Annotated in this window: 23 protein-coding genes; 18 read left to right on the forward strand and 5 right to left on the reverse strand. The window is 41.5% G+C overall.

Annotated features, from left to right (window positions below):
* Window positions 1-213: 213 nt before the first annotated feature.
* The 10 genes from ACKTT9_RS04545 to ACKTT9_RS04590 are packed head-to-tail and all read left to right on the forward strand — an operon-like array spanning window position 214 to window position 8,015.
* Window positions 214-924 (forward strand): flagellar biosynthesis protein FlgA, encoded by a 711-nt coding sequence (locus ACKTT9_RS04545; RefSeq protein WP_407870646.1) that lies wholly within the window; start codon window positions 214-216, stop codon window positions 922-924.
* A gap of 20 nt (window positions 925-944) precedes the next feature.
* The gene (locus ACKTT9_RS04550) at window positions 945-2,180 is read left to right on the forward strand and encodes a CpaE family protein (RefSeq protein ID WP_407870647.1); all 1,236 of its coding nucleotides are present in this window, start codon (window positions 945-947) and stop codon (window positions 2,178-2,180) included.
* A gap of 24 nt (window positions 2,181-2,204) precedes the next feature.
* Entirely contained in the window at window positions 2,205-3,707 is a 1,503-nt protein-coding gene (locus ACKTT9_RS04555) for an ATPase, T2SS/T4P/T4SS family (RefSeq protein WP_407870648.1), read from the forward strand.
* Window positions 3,708-3,710: 3 nt separating this feature from the next.
* On the forward strand, window positions 3,711-4,643 hold the full coding sequence (locus ACKTT9_RS04560; RefSeq protein ID WP_407870649.1) for a hypothetical protein: 933 nt from the start codon (window positions 3,711-3,713) through the stop codon (window positions 4,641-4,643).
* An 11-nt stretch (window positions 4,644-4,654) separates the two neighbouring features.
* Window positions 4,655-5,527, forward strand: coding sequence for a hypothetical protein (locus tag ACKTT9_RS04565; protein WP_407870650.1), 873 nt, complete (start codon window positions 4,655-4,657; stop codon window positions 5,525-5,527).
* Between the two features lie 14 nt (window positions 5,528-5,541).
* Window positions 5,542-5,691 (forward strand): hypothetical protein, encoded by a 150-nt coding sequence (locus ACKTT9_RS04570; RefSeq protein WP_164819826.1) that lies wholly within the window; start codon window positions 5,542-5,544, stop codon window positions 5,689-5,691.
* Window positions 5,692-5,721: 30 nt separating this feature from the next.
* Window positions 5,722-5,853 (forward strand): hypothetical protein, encoded by a 132-nt coding sequence (locus ACKTT9_RS04575; RefSeq protein WP_268597730.1) that lies wholly within the window; start codon window positions 5,722-5,724, stop codon window positions 5,851-5,853.
* Window positions 5,850-6,275, forward strand: coding sequence for a hypothetical protein (locus tag ACKTT9_RS04580; RefSeq protein ID WP_407870651.1), 426 nt, complete (start codon window positions 5,850-5,852; stop codon window positions 6,273-6,275). Before ACKTT9_RS04575 ends, ACKTT9_RS04580 begins: the two co-directional genes overlap by 4 nt.
* Window positions 6,276-6,291: 16 nt before the next feature.
* A complete protein-coding gene (locus tag ACKTT9_RS04585) occupies window positions 6,292-6,774 on the forward strand; it encodes a hypothetical protein (protein ID WP_407870652.1) in 483 nt (160 codons plus the stop codon).
* Window positions 6,775-6,827: 53 nt separating this feature from the next.
* Window positions 6,828-8,015 (forward strand): M24 family metallopeptidase, encoded by a 1,188-nt coding sequence (locus ACKTT9_RS04590; RefSeq protein ID WP_407870653.1) that lies wholly within the window; start codon window positions 6,828-6,830, stop codon window positions 8,013-8,015.
* Window positions 8,016-8,358: 343 nt separating this feature from the next.
* Here the strand turns inward: ACKTT9_RS04590 and clpP are convergent, their stop codons facing one another.
* The 3 genes from clpP to ACKTT9_RS04605 are packed head-to-tail and all read right to left on the reverse strand — an operon-like array spanning window position 8,359 to window position 9,883.
* Entirely contained in the window at window positions 8,359-8,940 is a 582-nt protein-coding gene (gene clpP, locus ACKTT9_RS04595) for an ATP-dependent Clp endopeptidase proteolytic subunit ClpP (protein ID WP_157317564.1), read from the reverse strand.
* Between the two features lie 38 nt (window positions 8,941-8,978).
* Window positions 8,979-9,284: a hypothetical protein gene (locus ACKTT9_RS04600; protein WP_407870654.1), complete on the reverse strand. Its 306-nt coding sequence runs from the start codon at window positions 9,282-9,284 to the stop codon at window positions 8,979-8,981.
* 14 nt (window positions 9,285-9,298) lie between these two features.
* Window positions 9,299-9,883 carry an ArsR/SmtB family transcription factor gene (locus ACKTT9_RS04605; RefSeq protein ID WP_407870655.1) on the reverse strand — a complete coding sequence of 195 codons (585 nt, stop codon included), beginning with the start codon at window positions 9,881-9,883 and terminating at the stop codon, window positions 9,299-9,301.
* 292 nt (window positions 9,884-10,175) lie between these two features.
* Here ACKTT9_RS04605 and ACKTT9_RS04610 point away from each other — a divergent pair, with 292 nt between their 5' ends.
* The 6 genes from ACKTT9_RS04610 (at window position 10,176) to ACKTT9_RS04635 (ending at window position 18,385) form a co-directional block, all read left to right on the forward strand.
* Window positions 10,176-10,991 (forward strand): TnsA endonuclease C-terminal domain-containing protein, encoded by an 816-nt coding sequence (locus tag ACKTT9_RS04610; protein WP_407870656.1) that lies wholly within the window; start codon window positions 10,176-10,178, stop codon window positions 10,989-10,991.
* The gene (locus ACKTT9_RS04615; RefSeq protein ID WP_407870657.1) at window positions 10,988-13,141 is read left to right on the forward strand and encodes a transposase; all 2,154 of its coding nucleotides are present in this window, start codon (window positions 10,988-10,990) and stop codon (window positions 13,139-13,141) included. Before ACKTT9_RS04610 ends, ACKTT9_RS04615 begins: the two co-directional genes overlap by 4 nt.
* A complete protein-coding gene (locus ACKTT9_RS04620; protein ID WP_407870658.1) occupies window positions 13,138-14,883 on the forward strand; it encodes an ATP-binding protein in 1,746 nt (581 codons plus the stop codon). The genes ACKTT9_RS04615 and ACKTT9_RS04620 overlap by 4 nt, the downstream gene beginning before the upstream one ends.
* Window positions 14,884-14,899: 16 nt before the next feature.
* Entirely contained in the window at window positions 14,900-15,856 is a 957-nt protein-coding gene (locus ACKTT9_RS04625; RefSeq protein ID WP_407870659.1) for a TnsD family Tn7-like transposition protein, read from the forward strand.
* 174 nt (window positions 15,857-16,030) lie between these two features.
* Complete coding sequence (locus ACKTT9_RS04630; RefSeq protein WP_407870660.1) at window positions 16,031-17,869, forward strand: TnsD family Tn7-like transposition protein; 1,839 nt, start codon at window positions 16,031-16,033, stop codon at window positions 17,867-17,869.
* A 147-nt stretch (window positions 17,870-18,016) separates the two neighbouring features.
* Complete coding sequence (locus tag ACKTT9_RS04635) at window positions 18,017-18,385, forward strand: hypothetical protein (RefSeq protein WP_407870661.1); 369 nt, start codon at window positions 18,017-18,019, stop codon at window positions 18,383-18,385.
* Between the two features lie 16 nt (window positions 18,386-18,401).
* Here ACKTT9_RS04635 and ACKTT9_RS04640 read toward each other — a convergent pair whose 3' ends face one another.
* Both ACKTT9_RS04640 and ACKTT9_RS04645 read right to left on the reverse strand, forming a co-directional pair.
* Window positions 18,402-18,752, reverse strand: a complete 351-nt coding sequence (locus ACKTT9_RS04640; RefSeq protein WP_407870662.1) for a helix-turn-helix domain-containing protein — start codon at window positions 18,750-18,752, stop codon at window positions 18,402-18,404.
* A 480-nt stretch (window positions 18,753-19,232) separates the two neighbouring features.
* Entirely contained in the window at window positions 19,233-19,562 is a 330-nt protein-coding gene (locus ACKTT9_RS04645) for a hypothetical protein (protein ID WP_407870663.1), read from the reverse strand.
* A gap of 435 nt (window positions 19,563-19,997) precedes the next feature.
* Here ACKTT9_RS04645 and ACKTT9_RS04650 point away from each other — a divergent pair, with 435 nt between their 5' ends.
* Both ACKTT9_RS04650 and ACKTT9_RS04655 read left to right on the forward strand, forming a co-directional pair.
* On the forward strand, window positions 19,998-20,339 hold the full coding sequence (locus tag ACKTT9_RS04650; protein ID WP_407870664.1) for a hypothetical protein: 342 nt from the start codon (window positions 19,998-20,000) through the stop codon (window positions 20,337-20,339).
* 278 nt (window positions 20,340-20,617) lie between these two features.
* Complete coding sequence (locus ACKTT9_RS04655; protein ID WP_407870665.1) at window positions 20,618-21,619, forward strand: hypothetical protein; 1,002 nt, start codon at window positions 20,618-20,620, stop codon at window positions 21,617-21,619.
* Window positions 21,620-22,286 lie beyond the last annotated feature (667 nt).

Raw genomic sequence — 22,286 nt, forward strand, 5'->3', positions numbered from 1 at the left:
AGAAATGAGAAACCCTCGAGTCCTCGTCCTCCAACATGAGTACAAGGAATGGCCAATTTTTTTGCATGAACGGACGAGAAATAGATAGATTTCATTTTTATGTTGAAATATGGAAGATTCTATGCTATTTTTAATGTGCGAAGAACGCAGATTTCGGATGAATGTCCGAGAGCTGCGTTTTTTTGTTTTTTTATAATCGATGGAGGTGAGAATTTGAATCGCAGGAGAAGCCTGCTTATTGCTGTGGTGGCTGCTGTCATGGCGGCTATGCTCGTGTATGGGGTATACGTGCTGCAAGTTAATCAGGTGGAGATGCAGCAGACGATTCCGATCGTGGTTCCAAAGGATTTTATCCGTGCGGGAGTCTTAATACGTGAGGACATGGTGGAGCTCCGGAATGTTCAAAAGGGAAGCTACACATCCGGTATGCTGACTAGTTTGAACGAGATTATTGGGCAGGAAACGTTGATACCGCTGGGCACGAAGGAACCTATTTTGAAATGGAAGGTAAACCGTTATCATATGCTTCCGAATGAGCGGCAGGCCACTTTTCAAATGCCTAAAGAATATTTACTGTCTGTGTCTAACGGCATTCGTGCGGGAGATCGTGTTCGTGTGTATGTCTCGGGTACGGAGGACGGCGGTTCACGGAGGCTTTTTGAAGAAAAAGAAATTACGGTTGCTTCTGTAAAATCCTCGGCGAATGTGGAAGTGGACAATCCCAAAAATCCAAATTTGTTATCCAAGGTGGAAGGTGATAAGGAGAAAATGTATGCTTCCCGCTTGGAAGCTAACGGGGCTATTGACCAAATCAACTTGAATTTAACCGAAAATGAATGGCTGGAGATTGATCGTTTATGTAGCTCGAAGAAAGCAAAATTGGTTATTGCTTTCAGTTCCTCTTCCATTTTGACCGGAGAATGAGAGAGAAGGAGGGATGAGGTATGAATATCGGATTACTTTCAACAGATCAAAGATTAATAGACGAAATTATTCACGTCGTTTATAGAAAACCATTGAACTGGATCATTTCATCAACAGCTGCGGATTTGATCATCCATTTAGCGGAGTTAACATTTTCACATGTGATTATTTCCGATCGCGAACTGGATTTTGGCGGATTGGAGGAGTTCCTTGAAGGGCTTCAGCAAGCAAAACCTGACTTGAAAATCATTGTGTTGCTCTCCAACTATCACGATGTAACGATCAATGAAAAGTATGTGAAAATGTGCAAGCTCATGAGGTTGGACTATATTCAGCCGGGGCGCAGCACCGCAGTGATTGCGGATGACATTCGGGCTTGGGTCGACGGGTCAGGGGGAGATTTAAGATACCAACATCCTGTAGGTAGATTAGTTACATTTATCGGATCCACGCCAAATATCGGGACGACCCTAGCCTCTTTTGGTGTGGCCTATTCGCTGGCGGCGGAGACGTCGCAGAAGGTTGGATATGTATGCTTGAATCTAAAAAGCTCTAAGCTCCACCGCTATTTAGGGAGAGACGAAAACGGCTTTACGCTGGATGGCTTGCGTGCGGAGCTGAAAGCTCAAAGTTTGACACCGGATAGGCTGCTGCTCGTGTGCGATAAACCAAAGGAAGCCCACGGGCTGCACGTCCTCTATGGGAATATGCTGCGCGAGCAAGCAGAGTTCTTTTCGCCATCGGAAATCGTACATTTGCTGCGTGTAGCCCGGAGGGCTTTTGATATTTGCGTCATAGAGGTCAATGCTTATTGGGACAACGCGGCAACGGTTTGCGGGTTATTGGAAGCTGACAGCAAAGTAGTCGTTACGACAGCGGATATTGCTCATTTTCAGGAAGACTTTTCACGGTGGATTAGGCAGGTTGGCTCGGTTTTTGGTTTGCAGCCGGACGGTTTTGAGCTCATGGCCGTTCAGACAGAACGTCATTCGAAGCATAGCGAGTTTACGATCAAAGATATTCGCAAGGAAACTCAGCTGCATTTGATCGGGCAGATTGCTAAGCATGGGGACGCACTTTCTCGCTGCAATCAAGGCAAATTGTTCGACATGTTGACCCCAAGTCATCCGATGTATGAGGAGGTTAAAGCTGTTGCGGCCAAATTGGCCGACTTTTATAAGCTGCCAAGGAAAGAGAATGTACGGCAAATTACATGGCTGCAGAAGCTGATGACGGGGAGAAAAACGGCAAGTTAATGACATGGAAACGGGGTGAAAGGAGTGAACGAGGAAAGATTTTCGATTATTACTTATATGCACGAACGAAAATTGAAGGAAAAGGTCACAGGAGCAGGTCTTGACACGGGAACTTATCCGACGAGCAACTGCAGCACAGAGAAAATGGCTGGATTAGAGTCAGAACATAGAGATAGCTGCAACGATTTAGGAGAGGGAACGGGTGGACAGTCCTCACAGGAGGATGTCATTTTTGATCAGTGGGTACAGGATATACGCAGTGAGCTTGTGACGATGAAAGGCAGAACGGAGGCCGAGAAACAACTTTACAATGAAACGCTGAATCGCGCCATTCTTGGTTATGAGGAGGATCGAGGGAAGCTGCTTGCCGTTATTCATGATCTCGTTTCAAAAAGAAGGCTTACCGGTAGGCCACCCCGAACGAGCGGATACACGACTTTGCCGGAGGCGATTTTTGCGGAAATTATTGGCATGAATGTACTGGAATTGGTATTGAAACATAAGGAGGGACTTGAGGAGATCCAAGTTGTGGGAAGGCAGATTTTTGAGGTGCGTGGCGGGAATGCGATTCCATCCGCTTATGCGCTGCCTTCTGTACGTGAATTAGAAAGAATTCAACAAAATTTAGTGCTTTTTAACAATGATACGCTGAATCCTAGAAAGCGCTGGGCCGAGGTTGTGCTGCGGGATGGATCGCGAGTGACGATGACCGGCTTCGGATTTACGGCTGAGCCCACTTTGACGATCCGTTTTTATACGGTAAAAAGGTTTGACTTGGTGACTTTGGCTTCTGCGGAGCTTGCCACAATGAATCATCGAATGGAGCAGTTAATTCGGTGTTTAATCCGTTCTTATTTTAACCTGGTCGTTATTGGCCCCACGAATTCCGGTAAAACCAATCTTATTAAAGCAATCATTGCTGAAATGGATCATAACGAAAGGATTATTACGATTGAATCGCGGTTTGAATTAAATTTGAAGCGTGATTTTCCGTACAAAAATATCGTCGAATACGAAATTGACGAGGAAGATCCGAGACATTCCGGTTTGCAGGCTTTTAAGCTGGCATTGCGTCAATCACCGAAGCGGATTTGTCATGCTGAAATTCGAGACGAGGATGCGAACCTTTACGTCAGAGCTTGTACGAGGGGCCATGAAGGCAGCATCACTTCCGTTCACGTAAGTGAACTTGAGGATGTTCCTGATGCAATTACGGACATGTGCATGTTGGACGGCAGGGGAATGGATCCTCTGCGTTTGACGAAACGGATTACCGCGTTTGTGACACAAATCGGGATAGAGATGGCCGTTGTCCACGGGAAAAGGAAGATTGTGCGGATCGTCGAATATCGGTACGAAAATGAGGAGGTTTGCGTGACGGAACTCGCAGTTTATGACAAGTCGACAGAGGATTGGAAATTTCCCGGGAAATTGTCGCAACCTGCATCGCGGAAAATCAGTAAGGCTGACCATGAGGGGCATGCTTTGTTGATGAAGCACGGTTTTATTGAGAAAGAAGGCGACTGATGCATGATTTTCGCTACATATGCCTTTCTAACGTTGCTGTTTATCGTCGTATTTCTTGCTGTGCAATCCAGTTTACACGTACTAATCCGACAGCGCAAAGCCAGATTCAGGCTGCATTATGTCAAAACGTCTTCGTTCGGCAATCGTTTCAGTGAATATTTGGGCCATAGAAGTCGATTGATTAAGCATGTAAAGGAGATGATGGAATCCGTCGAATTAGGCATGAGTTTACAAACGATGTTGATGGTAACTTTTGTCTTATTTTTAGTCGGCGTGATAGCGGGAATCTTATATTTTCAATCGGTAAAAGGCATTCTGATTTTGACTTGCATCTGTGTGTCGCTGCCCTATGTGCTGCTTCGACTGAAACTGGTAAGTGTGAGGCTGCAAACCCGATTGGAATTTCTTCCGGCTGTAGAAGTCTTTTACCAGTATTACATGGTAGATCCTCATAAGAATATGAAAATGGCACTGAAATATTGTTTAGAAGAGAACCGCATTTTGTACCCGATTAAGCCCGTGTTTGAGCAGCTTTATCGGAATCTGATGACTCAAAGAGATAAGGAGGAGAGCCTGCGTATTTTTTCGCTTACATTGGGCCATGCATGGGCTGAGTATTTCGTTGGTATCCTGCGTGTCGCTTTGACGGAAGGGAGTTTTGTTGGCGATAGTTTCAAAGAGCTGATTATCGACATGCGAAAAGCGCAGCGATTCGATCAAATGGAACGAAATCGACTTTTGGAGATTAGGATTGCCAATTTTACGCCGATTTTATTTCTTGCCTTATTTTTGTTCATTAATTTCAAAGTAAACGCTGACAATGCCTATTTATACTATGTTTTGGACCCTGGTGGACGCAATATGATTTTGGATGCGCTATTGCTGATATTCGTTTCCTTTATCATGGGGATTTATCTTTCAATGCGAAGAATGTGAGGACCTAATGAATGATTCAAATTGCATCTAATTTGCTACTATTCGTGCTGTTCATGACGGCCGTTTATCACGGTATGATGTTAGTGCCTGTTCGGGCAAATAGGTGGAGGACATCGCAGGTTATGGGCGTGCTTCGGGAGAAGAAGCTCCCTGACTGGTTGTTCAAATGTTTAGGGATAAAGGCAAAGACGATAGAAGAGAAGCGTCAGCTTCTTATTGGGTGCGGTATCCGGATGAATGCAGGACTCTACGAAGGAGGCAGGAGAATTCTGTTGCTGGCTGCCTTTCTAATTGGGGTTTTAGGTTATGCCGGCTTACAGCATCCATTACTGACTTTGTTTATTGAGCCTATCTATGTATTAACCGGGGCGGCCTGCCTGTTGCTATTTTTGGTTTTCGATAAAAAAGTGCTGGCTCAGTTGAAGGAAAAGAGGGCGCATCGCATTGTTCGGGAAATTTACGTCATTAGTCATCATCTGCTTTATTACAATGATTCACATATGAGTTTACATGCAAAGTTATCTTTATGTGCTGCTCAAACCCGCTCGATTCGGACGCAGTTCGGGCTGCTGCTCAATGAGTGGTATCAGGGCTCGGAAGCTGCAATTGCCCAGTTCAAAATCAGGTTGGGAACGGACGAAGCACACAGCTTCGGGGAGACATTGAATGTGCTCAGATTGAATGAGCATGCGAGCTACTACGATCTCCTCAAGCAAAGGATTCAGGACTATAAAGAGAAGATGGAGTTAGTGCGGGAAAGTAAAAAAGAGGCAGTCTCTTACGTACTGTTTGTGCTTGCCGGACTGCCGATTTTGAACACGTTTCGTGTATTTATGTACCCGTGGGTTGCTGAGGGTCAGCGTTTATTTCATGCAATTAACTAAAGGAGTGGCGTGTTATGAGAAATATTTTAGTTACCGTTATGATGCTGATTGTGGTTGCTTTCCTCTTTACATCGATTGTTAATGATGGTTCGACAGGATTAAGGCGGAATATTTCGACGCATGGCACGCAGGCCAATACGGATATTACGGCATTAAGGCCTTAATGCAGAGGGCAGGCTGTGAGGTCGATTTTGATGACAGTGATGTTGATTATGGTTGTGATTGTTATCTATAACAATGTGGTTGGAGGAAGTACGGGAACGCGCATGCAGGTGAACAACGGAGGTGCCAGAATTAATGGAACCATAGAGCGGATTGATCCATGAAGCAGCTATTAGTGTTCGTTTTACTTGTAGCTATGCTCTGTTGGTTCATGTTCGCACCCGTGTATAAGCATGTGATTATCGTTCGACAGGCTGTTTTGCAAAAAGAGGTTGATTATCTACTGGAGATCGGCGCTAACGGCAGGCATGGGTACATCAATCAGTCGATGATTCAAGAGTCCAGGAATCGTATGGAGTCCAGGGGCTTCACGCCAGGAGAACTCGTGTATACGATTGAAACTACAACGGGAACAGGGGGGACGGATGCAACATCACCTGTTTGGCGGGGAGCAGGCTTGAGTTTGAAGCTGACGTATCCGTATCAGCGGCTTTTTGTTATTGATCGATTAGTGGGGATAACGGTCCCTGCCGAAACGGACCGCATGGGGGCCAGCGGCATGAAGATGAGTGAGTATGTGCCTTGAAGGTTGAGGGGATGTTGTGTATAAGCTGCTATTCATGGCGCTGATGAGTATCGTGTTTATGTCGATGTATGCGCTGCAAACGGATGAAGAGCTGGCCATGCACACGCTTTTTCATGGGAAGCATGCACTGAACCGTGCGGTTCATGCGGCTGCTCAGCAAAATGATCAGGTGAAGCTGGCTGAAGGTATTCATGCGATTGATGAGAGTAGGGCAAGGACTGTAGCCCTGCAATATTTGCAGGCAAACTTAAGGCTGGATACGGCGAATAATCCGCTACCTGGAACTTTTTTACAGGATGAGGTGGTGGTGGAGTTATTTAAGATCGTTAATGAAGGGGAGGTATTTCCTTATACCTATACGAATTCCGCTTATGGTTACTCGGTTACGCTAAACCGACCAGGGGTCATTATGTTCATTCGTTTGAAATTCCCGAGAACATATACTGTTTTGCAGCCGATTACTTGGAGGATTAAGTGTTCTGCAGAAATGGTATTTTGAATGTATAATAGCAGATGAGGTGTACATTCTTGGAGTTGTGAGGAGAGGTACGAATGACGATTTTCCAGCTAAGGCAGCAGTGGCTTCAGGGTGAGATGATCAAACGGGGATGGTCCGGCTTCCTGGTCACCCATCATGTGGATATATATTATTACTGCGGCTCGATGCAGACGGGGTATTTGTTTATTCCGGCGGAGGGCGAGGCGCTTTATCTCGTTCGCCGCAGTTTGATCCGCGCGGAGGAGGAAGCGTCAGCGGACGTGGAAGCGCTGGGATCCTGGAAGACGCTGGCTGAGCGTCTTCGCGCGCGCTGCGCGAGCGGGGCCGTGGCGGTGGATGCACCGCTGCGGATCGCGACGGAGCTGGACGTGTTACCCGTCCAGCTGTTTGGGAAGCTCCAGGCGGCGCTGCCCGGCGCGGCCTGGGAGGATGGCTCGCTGCTCGTGCGCGAGCAGCGAATGATCAAATCGCCGGACGAAGTCACGGCGATTCGGGAGGCGGCGCGCGTCGTCGACGCGGCGCTGGAAGCAGTCATCCCCCACATCCGTGAGGGGATGGCGGAGTTTGAGCTGATGGCGCTCATCGAGCATCAGCTCCGGCTGCGCGGGCACCAAGGGCTGATGCGCATGCGCGCGTACAATTCCGAGTTAATTACCGGAATGGTCGCGACAGGCGCGGCGGCAGCGGTGCCCACCTATTTTGACGGGCCGGCCGGGGGTACGGGGCTCCACCCGTCCAGCCCGCAAAGCTCAGGCCGCGCGCTGCTGGTGCGCGGCGAACCGATTCTCGTCGACATTGGCTGTATGGTCGACGGGTACTTGATCGATCAGACGCGCACGCTCGTGATCGGCGATTTGGACCCTGAGCTGCAGCGGGCTTACGACGTGGCGGAGCAGGTGCTCCGCGCCACGGAGGCTAAGCTGCAGCCGGGCATGATTGCCGAGCATCTATATCTGCTCGCGCTGGATCAAGTGCAGGAAGCGGGACTGAGCGCCCACTTCATGGGGTACGGCGCCGACCAAGTGAAGTTCCTTGGTCATGGCATTGGGCTCGAAATCGACGAATTGCCGGTTCTCGCCAAGGGCTTCAAATACCCGCTGGCTCCCGGCATGGTCATCGCCATCGAGCCGAAGTTTACGTTTCCCGGACGCGGAGTAGTTGGCGTTGAGGATACGTATCTGATTACGGACAGCGGTTGGGAGAAGCTGACGATTTCGAGGGAAGGTCTTATCCGAGTTTAGGTTGTGAAGCAGCCATATGGCAAAAAGAAGAAGCTGATCTCTGTGAAAGTAGTGTTTGCTACTTTTGAGACAGCTTCTTCTTTTTGAGGATCTATTAGTACCCAATTCGCTTACATCAGTGCGAGCGAGCAGTGGGAGGGAACCACAGGGCGCTATTTGAGCCACTTCGACTAATTTCGGTAGCCATGCAGAACTGTAGGGTCTTATTTGCCTTAGGTTGGTATCATTTCGCTTGAAATCATGGAAATAGCGGCCCACAGTTCACTTAGCCTTGCCGAAAGGCTGTTTGCAGGAGAAATAGCGGACCATAGTTCCCTTTTTAACCTAAGTGACTTGGTCGAGCTTAAATTCTCTCAATAACTTTGTCAATAAGACCGTACGTCTTCGCATCCGCGGCCTCTAAATAGTAATCACGGTCCGTATCCAGCTCAATTTTCTCGATTGGCTGTTTCGTTGTATCTGCGAGAATACGGTTAAGTGTGTGGCGTGTTTTGAGAATATGCTGAGCGCGAATATGAATGTCACTGGCTTGCCCTTGAGCGCCGCCCCAAGGCTGATGAATCATAACTTCTGCGTTTGGCAATGCAAAACGCTTGCCCGGCGCACCGGCTGTCAGAAGAATTGCGCCCATGGATGCCGCCATCCCCACACAAATTGTAGATACGTCAGGTTTGATGAAATTCATCGTATCATAGATAGCCAATCCGGCTGATGTTGAACCGCCAGGGGAGTTAATGTAGAGAGAAATGTCTTTCTCAGGATCTTCAGCGGAAAGAAACAAGAGCTGGGCAATAATCGCATTGGCTACTTGATCGTTCACTTCTGTTCCTAAGAAGACAATTCTGTCTTTAAGCAAACGGGAATAAATATCGTAAGAGCGCTCTCCGCGCGAGGATTGTTCAACAACCATAGGTATGAAACTCATAGGATTCATCCTTTCTATTTTGAGGAGTATCTTTCTTTTTAAGCCGCGGCTCTGCTTTGTAGCTTATGACGGTAAGCAGGCTGTTTCTGGCCAAAACCAGAGGAAATGATGACAAGACGGACGGGTTCCTCACCCTGAGAAGAAGGGAATTCACGAACGTTAAAGGTAGCTTCTGACTCAGATAAACCTTGGCGGCGATAATCGTCAATGGAGATCACTTGGCCGTCTGATTTGATTGGAGCTACACGCTCTCTAGGGCGCTCCCATGTGATGATAGCTGCACCTGGCACTGTTTCCTTTTGTTCACTTTTTGATTCTTTCTCTTGCTCATGTTCTTGACTCATCGTAGGCGTCCTCCTCATTCTTTAGGTTTCGGATACACGGCTAATAATACTTGATAGGCTTCATTCTCATCTTTGCCGGCAGCGTAACGTTCCACTAACTGCTGTACCATAGCAGCATACTCCTCAATGAACGCCTGTCGCTGATGCTCATCGCACAAATGAACTTGAAGCTGCAGCGTAGCACTGGGAATTTCTTCTCCAACATCAGATTGCTCCATGAGCAGCAGGGCATCACGCCTTATTCGCTCTGACGTTGTGACAAGATGGGCGAGCGAGCTTTGGTCCTTCAGCTTTTGCACGGTCTCAGGCTTCATGCTCAAGCTGTCAGCTAGCACGAAAGTTTTGGCAATGGATCTGTACAGAACTTCGACCAGATTTCGCACTTGCCGCGTGCCGATTCGCTGCACTAGACCCGCTTTTTCCAAAGCTTTCAAGTGATAGTTGATCCGCTGCGCAGTCTCACCAAGAGTTCGAGCAACTTCAGCTGCAGAGCCAGGTTCGAGGAGCTGTGCAATAATCTCCCCGCGGATGGGGTTCAGCAGTACTGTAGCTTGCTCGGGTGACTCGATGTAATATCTTTCCTGAATATCGTTTAGCATGGAGAGGGTGCCTCCAGTACAATGGATATGTTACGTAAAAATATTTTATTACGTGGAAGATGGAAAGTCAATGGGCGGTTAGAAATCAACTGTTGGATGACAAATTGGTTTTGAAATGGACAATAAAGTTTTGAAATGACAAATAAAGTTCTGAAATGACAAATAAAGTTTTGAAATAAGGTTTATCTAGCAATAGTTGAGGAAAAGATGATAGTGAACCGTTTGTGTACAACCAGAGCCTGACCAACAATATGGTCGGGCTTTTATTTATTTTTTAAGAGGAGAGTGAAATATGAACAGAGGAAACTCTATAAGACAATCTCAAGAAAATAAGATAAGGGATGGAAGAGGTCAAGGATATGGAAAAGAATATGTCCCTTTTATCCAAGCAAGTGATAACAAGACTCCGGGGGATGGCTATCTCACTCGAACACTTGGATGGAAAGCTGAGAGAATTCATCATACTCTTTCAAAAGTAGAGTATAAATACTTAATGCTATTAAATTGGATGGATATGGATATTGTTTTGGACATCAGAGAGCAGTATCCACTTCAAATTGAAAGAACAATAGAAATAGCTGAGAAGTTACATATAGCTCATGCACATATAAATAATGTTCCTGTGTATCAAACTACTGATTTTATGATTTCCATTCATACCTCCAAGGGGATTAGAGATGTTGTGAGAACGGTTAAGGTGGTAACTGACTTAACAGCGAGAACACTTGAGCTATTTGAAATAGAGAGGTGTTATTTTGAAGAACAAGGTATTGAGTGGGGGATTATTCTTGAATCCCAATTACCATCAACTATGATAAGGAATATTGACTGGATTTTTGACGGGAGATTTCTGGATAGCCGTCCTGGATTAGATATTGAAGTAGTAGAGTACATCAAGAATTCATTTATTCAATTACTTATTGATGAAGCAGCAGCCAACCCAATTCAAAAACTGTGCTTACGTGCAGACAATAAATATGGTCTTGAATCGGGTTCCTGTATGTTTATTCTAAAACACTTGTTAGCAAACAAAATTATCCATACAGACATGCAAAAGTTAATAAGAAACTCCAGCCCACTATTTATAAGTAGGGAGGCAATGAAATGATATTTGTGAATTCTGTCATCCAACTTTTTGATGGTATAGGTGAGAACAATAAGTTCATACGTGTATGCTGGATTTCTCCAAATGCAGAAGATCTTGCTGTCATTAATATTACAAATTCTAAAAAGATGCCATTTCCGCACTTTATAAAAATGGAGGATTTATTAAACGATTTAGAAGAATCCAGGGCAGTAAGAATAGACTATGAGCAAGATCTTCATATTATCAATCCTTCAGATGAATACCTAGAGAAGTATGCAATGAAATTAAAGAGGAAATGGGACCTTATAAAGGAGATCGTCACCATTGAACCGGATATCTACATACCCACTGAACGGATGAAGCTTTTGCGAAGTGTGAACGATAAAACAGGTATAGGATATAATGTCCTTTATGACCTCCTAAAGCGATATTGTTTCTATGGAAAATGCATAAATGGCTTGTTGCCAAATTATTTTGACTCTGGTGCTGAAGGGAAGGGTAGAAAATATACGAAAAAACCTGGGCGAAAAGGAGAGAATATTAAAGTTCTAGATGAAAGTGACTTTGAAAATTTTAAAAGTGCGGTAGAAAAATTTCGTGTTATCGAAAAAAAGAGCATACTTGAGACTCACCAGAGGATGTGTGAGGAATATTATCCAAGTTCATATTACCGAGATAGAGGAGTACTGGTGCCATTAGTTGATGAAAGTAAAGCACCTTCGGCGAAGCAATTCCGATATTGGTACAATAAGAACTATTCGGTTAGGGAAAGAAAAGGACACTCCCTTGGTCAACGGAGAACGAAAAAAGAGTTTAGGGCATTATTGGGTAGCAATAGTATGTACATTGAAGGCCCAGGTTATCTCTATCAAATTGATTCTACACCTGCTGATGTTACATTGTTAGCATTAGATCATAAAACGGAGATTAAAAGACCAACTTTGTTCATGGTACAAGATGTATTTTCACGAAAAATAGTCGGTTACCATGTAAGTGTTCATCATGCAAATTGGATTGATGGAGCTATGATGGCATTGGAGAATGCAGCCTCAAATAAAGTAGAGTTTTGTGAGAAATACGGGGTCCCTATTAAACCTGAAGAATGGGACTGCCACCATCTGCCCAGACATATTGTTGCTGATCGGGGCGAAATGAAAAGCAAATATCCTAATGGGCTGGTTGGAATTGGGGTTGATATTGCAAATACGCCTTCGTATCGGCCAGATTTAAAAGCAGTTATTGAGCAGCATTTTCATATAACCAATAAAACGATCAAAGACTTTTTCCGTAATCATGGTGCGATTTTAAAGGATAATCGGGAACGAGGGGAATCTGCCCCTGCTCCAACAATAACCTTAGATACGTTTAATATATTTATGATTGAGCATATTATTGCTTTTAATAATATGACACTTCCTCGTGAGTTTATTGTAACCCCTGAGATGTTTAATGACCATGTGGAACTTACGCCGAATGGACTTTGGGAGTGGGGGGCTAATAAAAACTTGCTCCATGAGCGTCCTAAGAATTTAATTCATTACACGCTTCTTCCCAAATTGACAGCAAAGGTTACTCGCTTCGGACTGGAGTTAAAAGCAAACACCAAATTGTGTTATGCATGTAGAGAAGGAGAAGAAGCAGAATGGTTCGTAAGTGGATCCATTGAAGGTATGAAAGAAATTGAGGTTTCCTATGATCCAAGGGATTGTAGTGCAATATTAATTCGCTTAAAATCCGGAAAACTCTTACATTGCTTTTTGACAGAAAAATTTAATGAATACAGAGGGTTAAACTTTGAAGATGCCAAAGCAATTTTTGAGTTTAAAAAGCAACAATATGCAAAACAATCTAATAGCGATAAGAATGCAAAATCAAAAAGACGTGCTTTGGTAGAGAAACACCTTAGAGCTGACGTAGAAGCAAAAAAAGCTGCGAAATCTTCAAAAGAAGATAAGCCTTTAGGAAAAAGGGAAGCTACAGCTAAAGAAGCGGAATTTCGAGATAGTGTCGATGCTTTTACGAAGCATTGGCAAGAACAACCTCATGAGTTTATTCAGGAGGAAATTGAAATTGCCGAGGACGCAGGTAGCTTTCAACTGCCTACCGCGAATAAATTGAGTGATTTCTTAAGAAGCAAGCATAAGGAAATGAAAGGGGGTTTACATGCATGAATAATCATGAAGATGACGTTTATCTTACAGGTTACCACTGTGATGCAGAATATCATGAGCAGGCAATCCCAGAAAATCAAGGGAACGCCTTTATTGAAGCAATACCAGATCGATTAAGTGCTAATAAACTATATGAGGCACTCTATAGTGCTCCCCGGTTTAAAGGTGATGTATCGAAGCTAGATATTGAAGACCGCTTGGCTTTAGTTCAACAAATTCGTAAAAGTTTTTGGCTCCCATTATCCGCACACTTTCATCGGTATCGTCAATATTACAATATGATAAAAATAGGATATCAATCTAGAAATCCATACTCACCAGGATATAACAGACAATACGCTCTCGGTTTGGATAAAGTGTTTGAGTTTGGAGTTGATGATACAGGCAGAAATCTTGCAGGAGTGAATCATACAGCTGAAGGGTTTGCAGACATTGGCCTTAGTGGCATGGGAAAGAGTGTGACGAATAAGAGGATTTTGCAGTTATTTCCTCAGGTAATCCATCACAAGTCATACAAGGGAAGACAATTAACGAAAACTCAAGTTGTTTGGCTTCATATAGAGTGCCCAAGTAGTAAATCGTTAGCTCAACTAAGCAGGAACTTTTTCGCCGCGGTAGATACTGCTTCAGGTTCTGGATCAAACTTTTATGAGAAATTCGGAGAAAAAGCGGGGACAATCGAAGTTCTTGCGCAGCGAATGGTTAAAGTTGCTACTCAAATTAATCTTGGAGTTTTAGTAATAGACGAAATCCAAAAAGTGCACCGAGCTCATTCAGGCGGCGATGAAAGAATGATTGAATTTATTACAGAGCTAACGAATACAATTGGCATTCCTGTCGTTATTGTGGGGAATCTGAAGTCTCTATACTTATTCAAAACCTCACTTGCCAACTCTAGAAGAGCTATACCAGATAGCTACGTAGAGAATATTACGGACAGAATGGTCGAAGGAGAAGTAAATGTGAACGGAGAAAAAGCGATAACAGAATGGGATGATTTTATTGAAGCATTATGGGAGTTTCAATATACCCTTACAAAAGTGCCTTTGACAGAAGATTTCAAGTCGTTGATGTACTATCACTGTATTGGTATTCCAGATATAGCAGTTAAATTATTTATGCATGTACAGTGCCATGCGATGGTAACTGGTGAAGAGCGAATTACAAAGAGTTTAATTAGCTCTGTGGCTAGTAAAAGTTTAAAACTGCTTCAGCCTATGTTTGAAAGGGTACGTAGAGGAGAATCAGCAGTACTAATTGAATTCGAAAAAGTAGAAGTAAACTGGACAGATTTTAATGAGTACTTTAAAGAAGCTGCTCATCGAGTTTATGTTCATGGTAAACTTGCTCAAGAACATGAACGTGCTCTTCAACAAAAGAATCGAGATAGAATTCTACAAGATCTGATTTCGTTTGCTGGTAAAATGTCGAAAAGTATTAAAGAAGCCGAGTCTATTGCTCAGAGGGTTTTTGAATCAAGTAATGGTATGGGAGATTTAAACTCCATGTATCAGCATGTTGCAAAAATAGTAATGGAATCTCAAGAGACTAGCGCTCGTAGTCAGAAGAAAAATAAAGTAACACAGTTCCCTAAGTTGAAAAAAAACAAGGTAGAGCTCCCCCTCATGGAGATATCTGATATTCGTTATATAGTTAAAGAAGGCGAGCAAAAAAAAATGTCAATTGAAGAGTCTTTGCTTGATGCCGGTTTGATAAAAGACCCGTTAGAATTCAATCTTTAGTAGGTAGGGTGAAAATATGATCTCATTTCCAGAAATGCTTCCAGACGAGCTTTTTTATAGCTGCTGCTCCCGTTATCATAATGAAAGTGGGAATGAAACGACTAGTCAAACAATGAAAGAACTTTTTGGAAATACTGGTCTTAAAATTACGTGTATGTTTCCTTCTCATCTCGACAATTTTGTCAAAAGATATAACAGTAAGTGGGGCAGAATTAGCAATCATGACATTCTTATGAATCATACAAACTACCCTCTATTTCGACTGTTTTTAGGCCGTGAGCAATCTGAAATGATTCTTAAAATGATTGGAGGAAATTTAAAGTTCCGACCACATTTTATTCTAGGGATTAAGAATAATTTATGGGAACAAGAATTAAGCTTCTGTTCAGATTGTGTTAAAGAGGATGATTTAATATACGGTTTTCCCTATTGGCATAGACTGCATCAAGCTCCTGGTGTCCTATTTTGCCCTAGGCATTGTAAAAGACTAAAAAAGAGTTGCCCAAAGTGTAGTTTCAAATTTGAGGTAAAAAACAATTTTTTGGGAATAAAGCGCTTTTGCAGATGTGGCCATGATTTTTCACGCGATATGGCTAACCAGGTTGCGTCCATTCACGAATATAGTGCTCAAAAAGAGTTGCTAAGTATAAGCCAAGATATTGCATACATTATAAGTGGAAATTTTAATACTGGGCATCAGTGGCAACAACTATACAGAGAATACATAAGTAAAACGAATTACTGCTCATTGACAGGTAGACTAAATCAGAGGGCTCTTGCTAATGATTTTATAAGTTTCTTCTCTAAGCCAACTCTTAAAATACTAGAGTGTGAGCTATCTAATATTAATTGGATACAACATTTTTTTAATAGTAAACAGAATGTATACCATCCTATTAAACATATGTTATTTATTCGGTTTCTATTTGGATCAATTAGTAACTTTTATAATGATGTTCGTGAGGCTGCTTAGAAATCCAATAAGGATTAATACGTATTTTAAATTAATACCTTGGAGTATTGATTTTCGACATTTCGTATATTAATTAAACTACTTCCAATACTTGTTGTAGAGAGGGGAGTTCATTTGAATTTTATAAATGTATAGTGTTATAACCCCCTTCTAAAAATAATAGGAGGGGTTTTTATGTTAAATTTACCAATTCAATTCCCAGATGAAGATATACGTAGTATCGTCTTTAGGTATCATATCGAAAGTGGCAATGAGAGTTTTTACAAGTCACATTCTGAGTTATTTTCTATAAGACCTGATAAGAACAAAATATTTCCTAAGCTACACTTTTTTTTTGATTTACACTATAAAGAAGAGGAAGATAGAAAAAAATTCATGAAGTGTCATACATATCTTCCATTTTTAATGCCTTTTATTGAACGTTCAAAATGGGAAACCTTAATTAGTAGACCTACTGCATTCAGGTCTGCTTGGCGAATATTTGAAGATAGAATTAAATATTGCCCGGAGTGTATGACTATGGATGATCTTGAATATGGTATGTGTTACCCTCATCGCGAGCATCAATTACGTTATATAGAAATATGTATGCTTCATGAATGTAAACTCATAAGAAGCTGTGATTTGTGTGGTGAGTATTATTCATCGAGAGGGGATCTAAGTTTAACGCTAGTTCCAAGGTGCCCTAATGAGCATTTGGTTTATCGCAGTCATGTACATACCGCCGAACTTAATCCTTTTATGACCTGGATAGTGGAAAGTTTTAGATTGATGATTGAACATTATGGTGAAATTGATGCTAATTATCTATTAGAAAAGCTAATTGGTGTTTTGTCCAAATCGGGTTATATTGAATTACAGGGAGCAATTCTCAAGAGTAAGTTAATTGAGGATATGGTAGCTTTTTTCGGGGAAGAGTTATTGAACAAATATGGTCTAAATGAGAATCAACTATTAGAACGCAGAACAGTAGTAAAGTTGTTTACTTCAGAAGACCTGTATCATCATATATACTTTTATTTATTTGTTGTTAAATACTTGGTTGGTGACTTTAATAAATTTTTATTTTCTGATTATGAATATTCATCTGTACTACCCTTTAGTAAGGGGCCATGGTTATGTAAGAATAAAATTTGCCCTTCATATAATTTACCTGTAATAACGGAATGTATTCGAAAAGTTAATCAATATATTACTGGTCAGTTTACATGTTGTATTTGTGGATATTCTTATGTTCAAAGATATAATTCATTAAGTAATTCTCCCCCTCCCAAAAAGGGTAGGGTAAAAGACCTGGGTTTCCTTTGGAGAGAAAGAGTTGCTAAATTGCTTTCAGAGGGCAGGTCTATACATTCTATCTCGAAACAAATAGGATCATGTCAAGCCACAATTAAAAAATTTAAACTGAACATATTAGATACTAGTCGCGGTAAAGCAAAAAAGAGTACAGAAGTTCTTAAAAACGAGTTTACAGAATTAATGAGCAAAAGGGGCTTCACGACTAGGAGTAAAATTAGAAAGGAATTTGGCGACTCAAAGTATATTAAATTAATGAGGCTCGAGAGAGAATGGATGGAGAATTTGCTACCTCAACGTAAAGCAAACTTATATAAATATCGAGACTATCATCAATTGGATATTGAAGCGTATGAGTCAGTAAATAAAGCATATAAGCAATTGCTTACCGAAAACCCTTCTCAAAGGATCACTAGGATTTTAATTTTAAAGCATACAACGAGATTGGTATTTAGTAGACTACATGCAAAAAAAAAGAATTGCTTTATCAAGACTAAGAACTTATTAGATGAGTTATCCGAAAATCAGGATAGTTACCTAAAAAGAATATTTCCACTGGTATTAAAGCGGTTTGAAAATGCTCCTCGAAATAAAACCCTTAATTGGTCCTTAATTATTCACAAACTACATTCAGGCTATAAAAACGCTTCCCCCGAGACTAAAGAGTGGGTATTGCAAAAAATTGAAGATTACCAATGCGATAGAATCAAATTGTGAGTACAAGGTATAAAAACTGTGTTCCCGGTAATCGTGGACATAGTTTTTTTGCGTTTAAGTATCATTATTATAATGTTTAAAAGTATTATTAATCTACTTTTCGGTAATACTATAAGTATCATAGTTTAATAGAGGAGGCCATAAAAAGTGGAACAAGTTGACTACATGCTTTGCGATGAAGCAACTATTACAACAAAGGGATATTTATTTAAAGGGAGTTATTATTCGTGTCGGGCGGCTATAAAATTAAGATTATTCAATCCAGAAAACTTCAAAGACGAGGGAATGAAAGTGGAAGTGCTTTTCGAGCCACTATGTTCAGATAGAATTTTGGTTAAGCTTGAGGATTGGAAGTATTGTTATGCAAACCTAATTCAAGAGGACTTAACAATGACTCCAGCACAAATTCAGCATTATCATGAAAATATCCAAATTTTAAAGCAGGAATATAAGCTGCATAAAAAAAGAAAAATTCAACGTAGAGTTATCGTAAGTAATAACAATAACTGTAGTTGAATTAGTGTTGATGATGCTATTTATAGGTTTTTAATACCTCTCGAAAAATATTCCGAAACATAGTGACTTCACTATCATTAAGCCTTTGTAATGTGCTCGTGATTTCATTAGTAGCTGCTTCGTGTAACGAAGTGTATGCTTTTTCATCATTGGATTCAGAAGCTTTTAGTAAATCCGACAGTGTGACAGATAAACAAGCCGCGACTTTTTCTAAGTTAGTTAACGAGATATTTCGTTCTCCTCTTTCTAATCCACCAATGTAGGTAAAATGAAACCCAGACATTTCACCTAATTCTTCTTGTGAGAGCCCTTTTAGTTTCCTTAAATTACGTATAGTTTCACCTAAACGAATAAGTAACGTTGACATTTGTATCCCACCTTTAATTAAAAGTGTAGAGAAGGGATACGGTTGAGGTAATGGGTAAATAAGTATTATTTATATAATGCAAATAAATATTATTAATACAATCAGATGTAGGTTTTCACTTTAAAGGAGTCGCTGATGGATGATCTTGTATTTTTAAGGTTTAAACACCCCACTCTTATTAAATGAACTAAGGTTTGAAAAGGTTTTAAAACCTTGGAACGAAGGCAAAGACGTTGACGGTGGTTAACAGTCTGATATGCGCGGGTTGGGTACCGCATTTCAATCCATTCGTCGTGAAGCTGCCTCCGACTAATGGCGCACGTTCGGCTATCAATCATTGCCTAGTGCATAGTTCAACATGAGCGTTCTCCTTACCGGGTTTTGTCTTCGAGTCAAAATTTTAAATTCTCTATTTTAAGACCAAAAAGTTCTTTTGAATAACATCAACTATGCAACCAAAGCTTCAGATTGTTTTCGATCTCACAGCCAATAGCTCAAATGAACCCAAATGAGTTCTCTGGCAACAGCTACGGCAGCCTTTTTTCCAGCATTCCCTCGAGACGTAATCAGATGATATTTCTGATGCAAACGATGTTGAGCTTTCCAGGCAATACGTTTAGCTTCAGGATCTTGTCCTTCTTGACGAGCACGGATTTGTCCTTTTAAAGAAGGAGAGTGACGATAGGCCCAAGCTGATTCTACTATGACATGACGTATGTGAGCATTCCCAACTTTGGTGATAGATCCCTGCCAACGACTTGCTCCACTGCTCGGCAAGATAAGAAAATCGGGCTCACATCTCTTGCGCATCTCATTACGCCTGAGTATCTACTAGAAACGTGGGGATTGATGAACCGCAAAGGTGCGAGCGGGATAGATGGAGAAACAATGGCTCAATTCGAAGCGAATCTGAAAGAAAGAACGGAGGATCTCTGGTCGAGGCTCAGACAAATCGCTACAAGGCTCCACCTGTAAGGCGAGTGGATATTCGGAAAGGAAATGGGAAGACACGTCCGCTGGGTATTCCTACATTGGAAGACAGATTGGTACAGACCAAGCAATTATATATTATAGTCAATTGTTTAGTAATGAATATGGTTTTTTGGTTCAGGAAATTATAATGAAGACTTTAGAAGAATGCTTAGAAATATATTACTCTAATAAAACTTTTGATCCCTTTAATGAAAGCATTCTGATTCAATTCATATACTATTTAATGAATAAAAAAAAATCATTGAAAATAGGTTGATAATAGCTAATAAAGTCATAACAAATTTCGGTGATTGCTACCTCATTGTACGCCAATATGAAAATCTTCATAAAGTTAAAGAATTTGGAGAGCAGCTGCTTACTAAGAAGAGGGACCGGTCACAGAAGCAAGAAGTAACTCCTCTGCTTCCAGCGCGCGACGAGTTTGAGCCTTTGGTTGACGATGTTATGAGTTGGGAAGTTGAAATGGGCTACTTTATATCGGCTATGAAGAAAGCTGGAGTAGATCAAGAAAAGATTGCTGAAGTTCTAGACATGTACAATAAGGTAAAATTGCTGCCATACAAAGCAACAAAACTATTCTGGGATTTCAAATAAGGTGCAATCAGACCACTTTGGGTGAAAAACCGCTGTGGTTTTTTTTCTTGTGCTCCTAGTATCGAATCAAGCTTGGTGAGATTAAAACAAATTGTGGAACAATATCCGTATTTTCAAGTCGTTTTGGACGTTTACAGAGCGCAGATAATTACATGATATTGAATATAAACAGGAGTATGAAAACGAGACATCCATATTTTTCTTCCAAAAGAAGGTATTTTTAACTCTCTTATTGAAATTTAATTTAAATTATTAAGAAAAATCGAGAGGTGTTGTTTTTGCAATCGCAGCCGACAAGTCATACTGATAAGCGTCTACAAACAACGCAAGGTCCTGTACTTCAGGCGAAGGAGGCTAGCAAGACTGATTTAGGTTCAGGTAATCCTATATCGCCCTTATCACAGTCTCATATACTACAACTCCAAAGAACAATCGGCAATCGCGCAGTCGCCCAGCTAATGAAGTCTGGTAAACTTAAGCCATCCCGGTCAGAAACAACTATTCAGCGGTATGTCACTGTCGATGAAGCTGGAGCAGAACCCGTTAGTATGCAGGATGCCATGAGGAATGTTACCAATCTGAATGGGAAGGAAAAGTCGAAACTGGCCTTATGGGTAAAAGACGCGGCGGACAAGGGGAAATATGCTACTTGGGGGGAGTTAGAAGCGGCAATTAAAGTGAAAGAAGCTCAAATAGATCCCAAGACGTTGCCAGATCCTAAATTTACAGAGATGAAAAAGGTGCTTTTCATTAATGCTAGTACACATGCCGAAAACCTTGAGAATACCGAAACCATGTACAGAGCCATGTGCAAGGCCGAGCTTGATCAATTCGCAGAAAATTCTGGACTTACTTCAAGAGTGAACAATAAGGGGCATGAAACCGGGCAGCAATTCGTTTCAGATAATTTAGAGTATTCCAAGAAATTAGCGTTCGCTGACTGGAAAGAGGGCTTCGCTAAGAAGGACGTTCAATTGATGGATAGTTATAAGTATATGGTAGAGCTACATTATGTTCGGGGAACAATGGCAGATCTGATCGGTTCCGATAATGCGCGTGTTGGTAGCGGCGACAACAAATCACAGGAATTATATCCTAATGTTAGACCTCAAGGAAAGGATGAACACGGGGTAGCAATCGTGAAGTCAGAACCACTTAAGGGTGGGAGAGCAACAAATATAGGATTTCAACCACGAACGAGAGATAAAGATGCAAGGAGTGATACAAATAGAAAACTGGTTTATGCAGTTCTTGTTGGGCAAATTGATGGCATCGAATAAGAGAAAATTAGTCGCCGGGACAAATTAAATGGGTTTAATAACAAGGACCGCTTCTAGGAGAACTGGGAGAAAACAAAGAAGACAGCTCAACACGGGGCTGTTTTTCTGTTTTACTTAATACTGCCTGGCTGCTGGCTCTGACAGCGTCTCAGCAGCATTACACCATTTGGGTATGAGAATTGTATTAAAACGTTTTTTAGAAACCTATTATGTCAGTGATAAAACCTCCTACTGAATAAGTTGATCTTTCTATTATGTACATTGATGATGATTGAAGAAGTACTAATATGCAACAGTGTTAATGTAATACTAATACTAGAAGTTACAGACAAAATTCGTTCTTTATGCAGCGATACTAAAGAAGAACCTAGTCGATTATGTGCACTTACTCTAACAGTATTAAACGATTTAAATATTGATCCCTCCGAAAATTGCTAATAGACATTGAGGAAGGAATTATCGATATTTCAGATAGACCAAATTTTAAATTGAAAATAGATAAAACTCTTTGCTAGATGCAGCCGAATCCCTTATAGATCAAGGTCATGTCAAAGGTTCGTTTAAACTGATAATCAAAAAAATGCGCGATTAGTTATATGCCGGTTATGTGGACTACGGTTGCAGCACTTTTGAAACAAAATTACATGTATTCACTTATATTGAAACG

Source organism: Paenibacillus sp. P36 (assembly GCF_045866505.1).
In the GTDB taxonomy this organism is placed as follows: Bacteria; Bacillota; Bacilli; order Paenibacillales; family NBRC-103111; genus Paenibacillus_E; species Paenibacillus_E chondroitinus.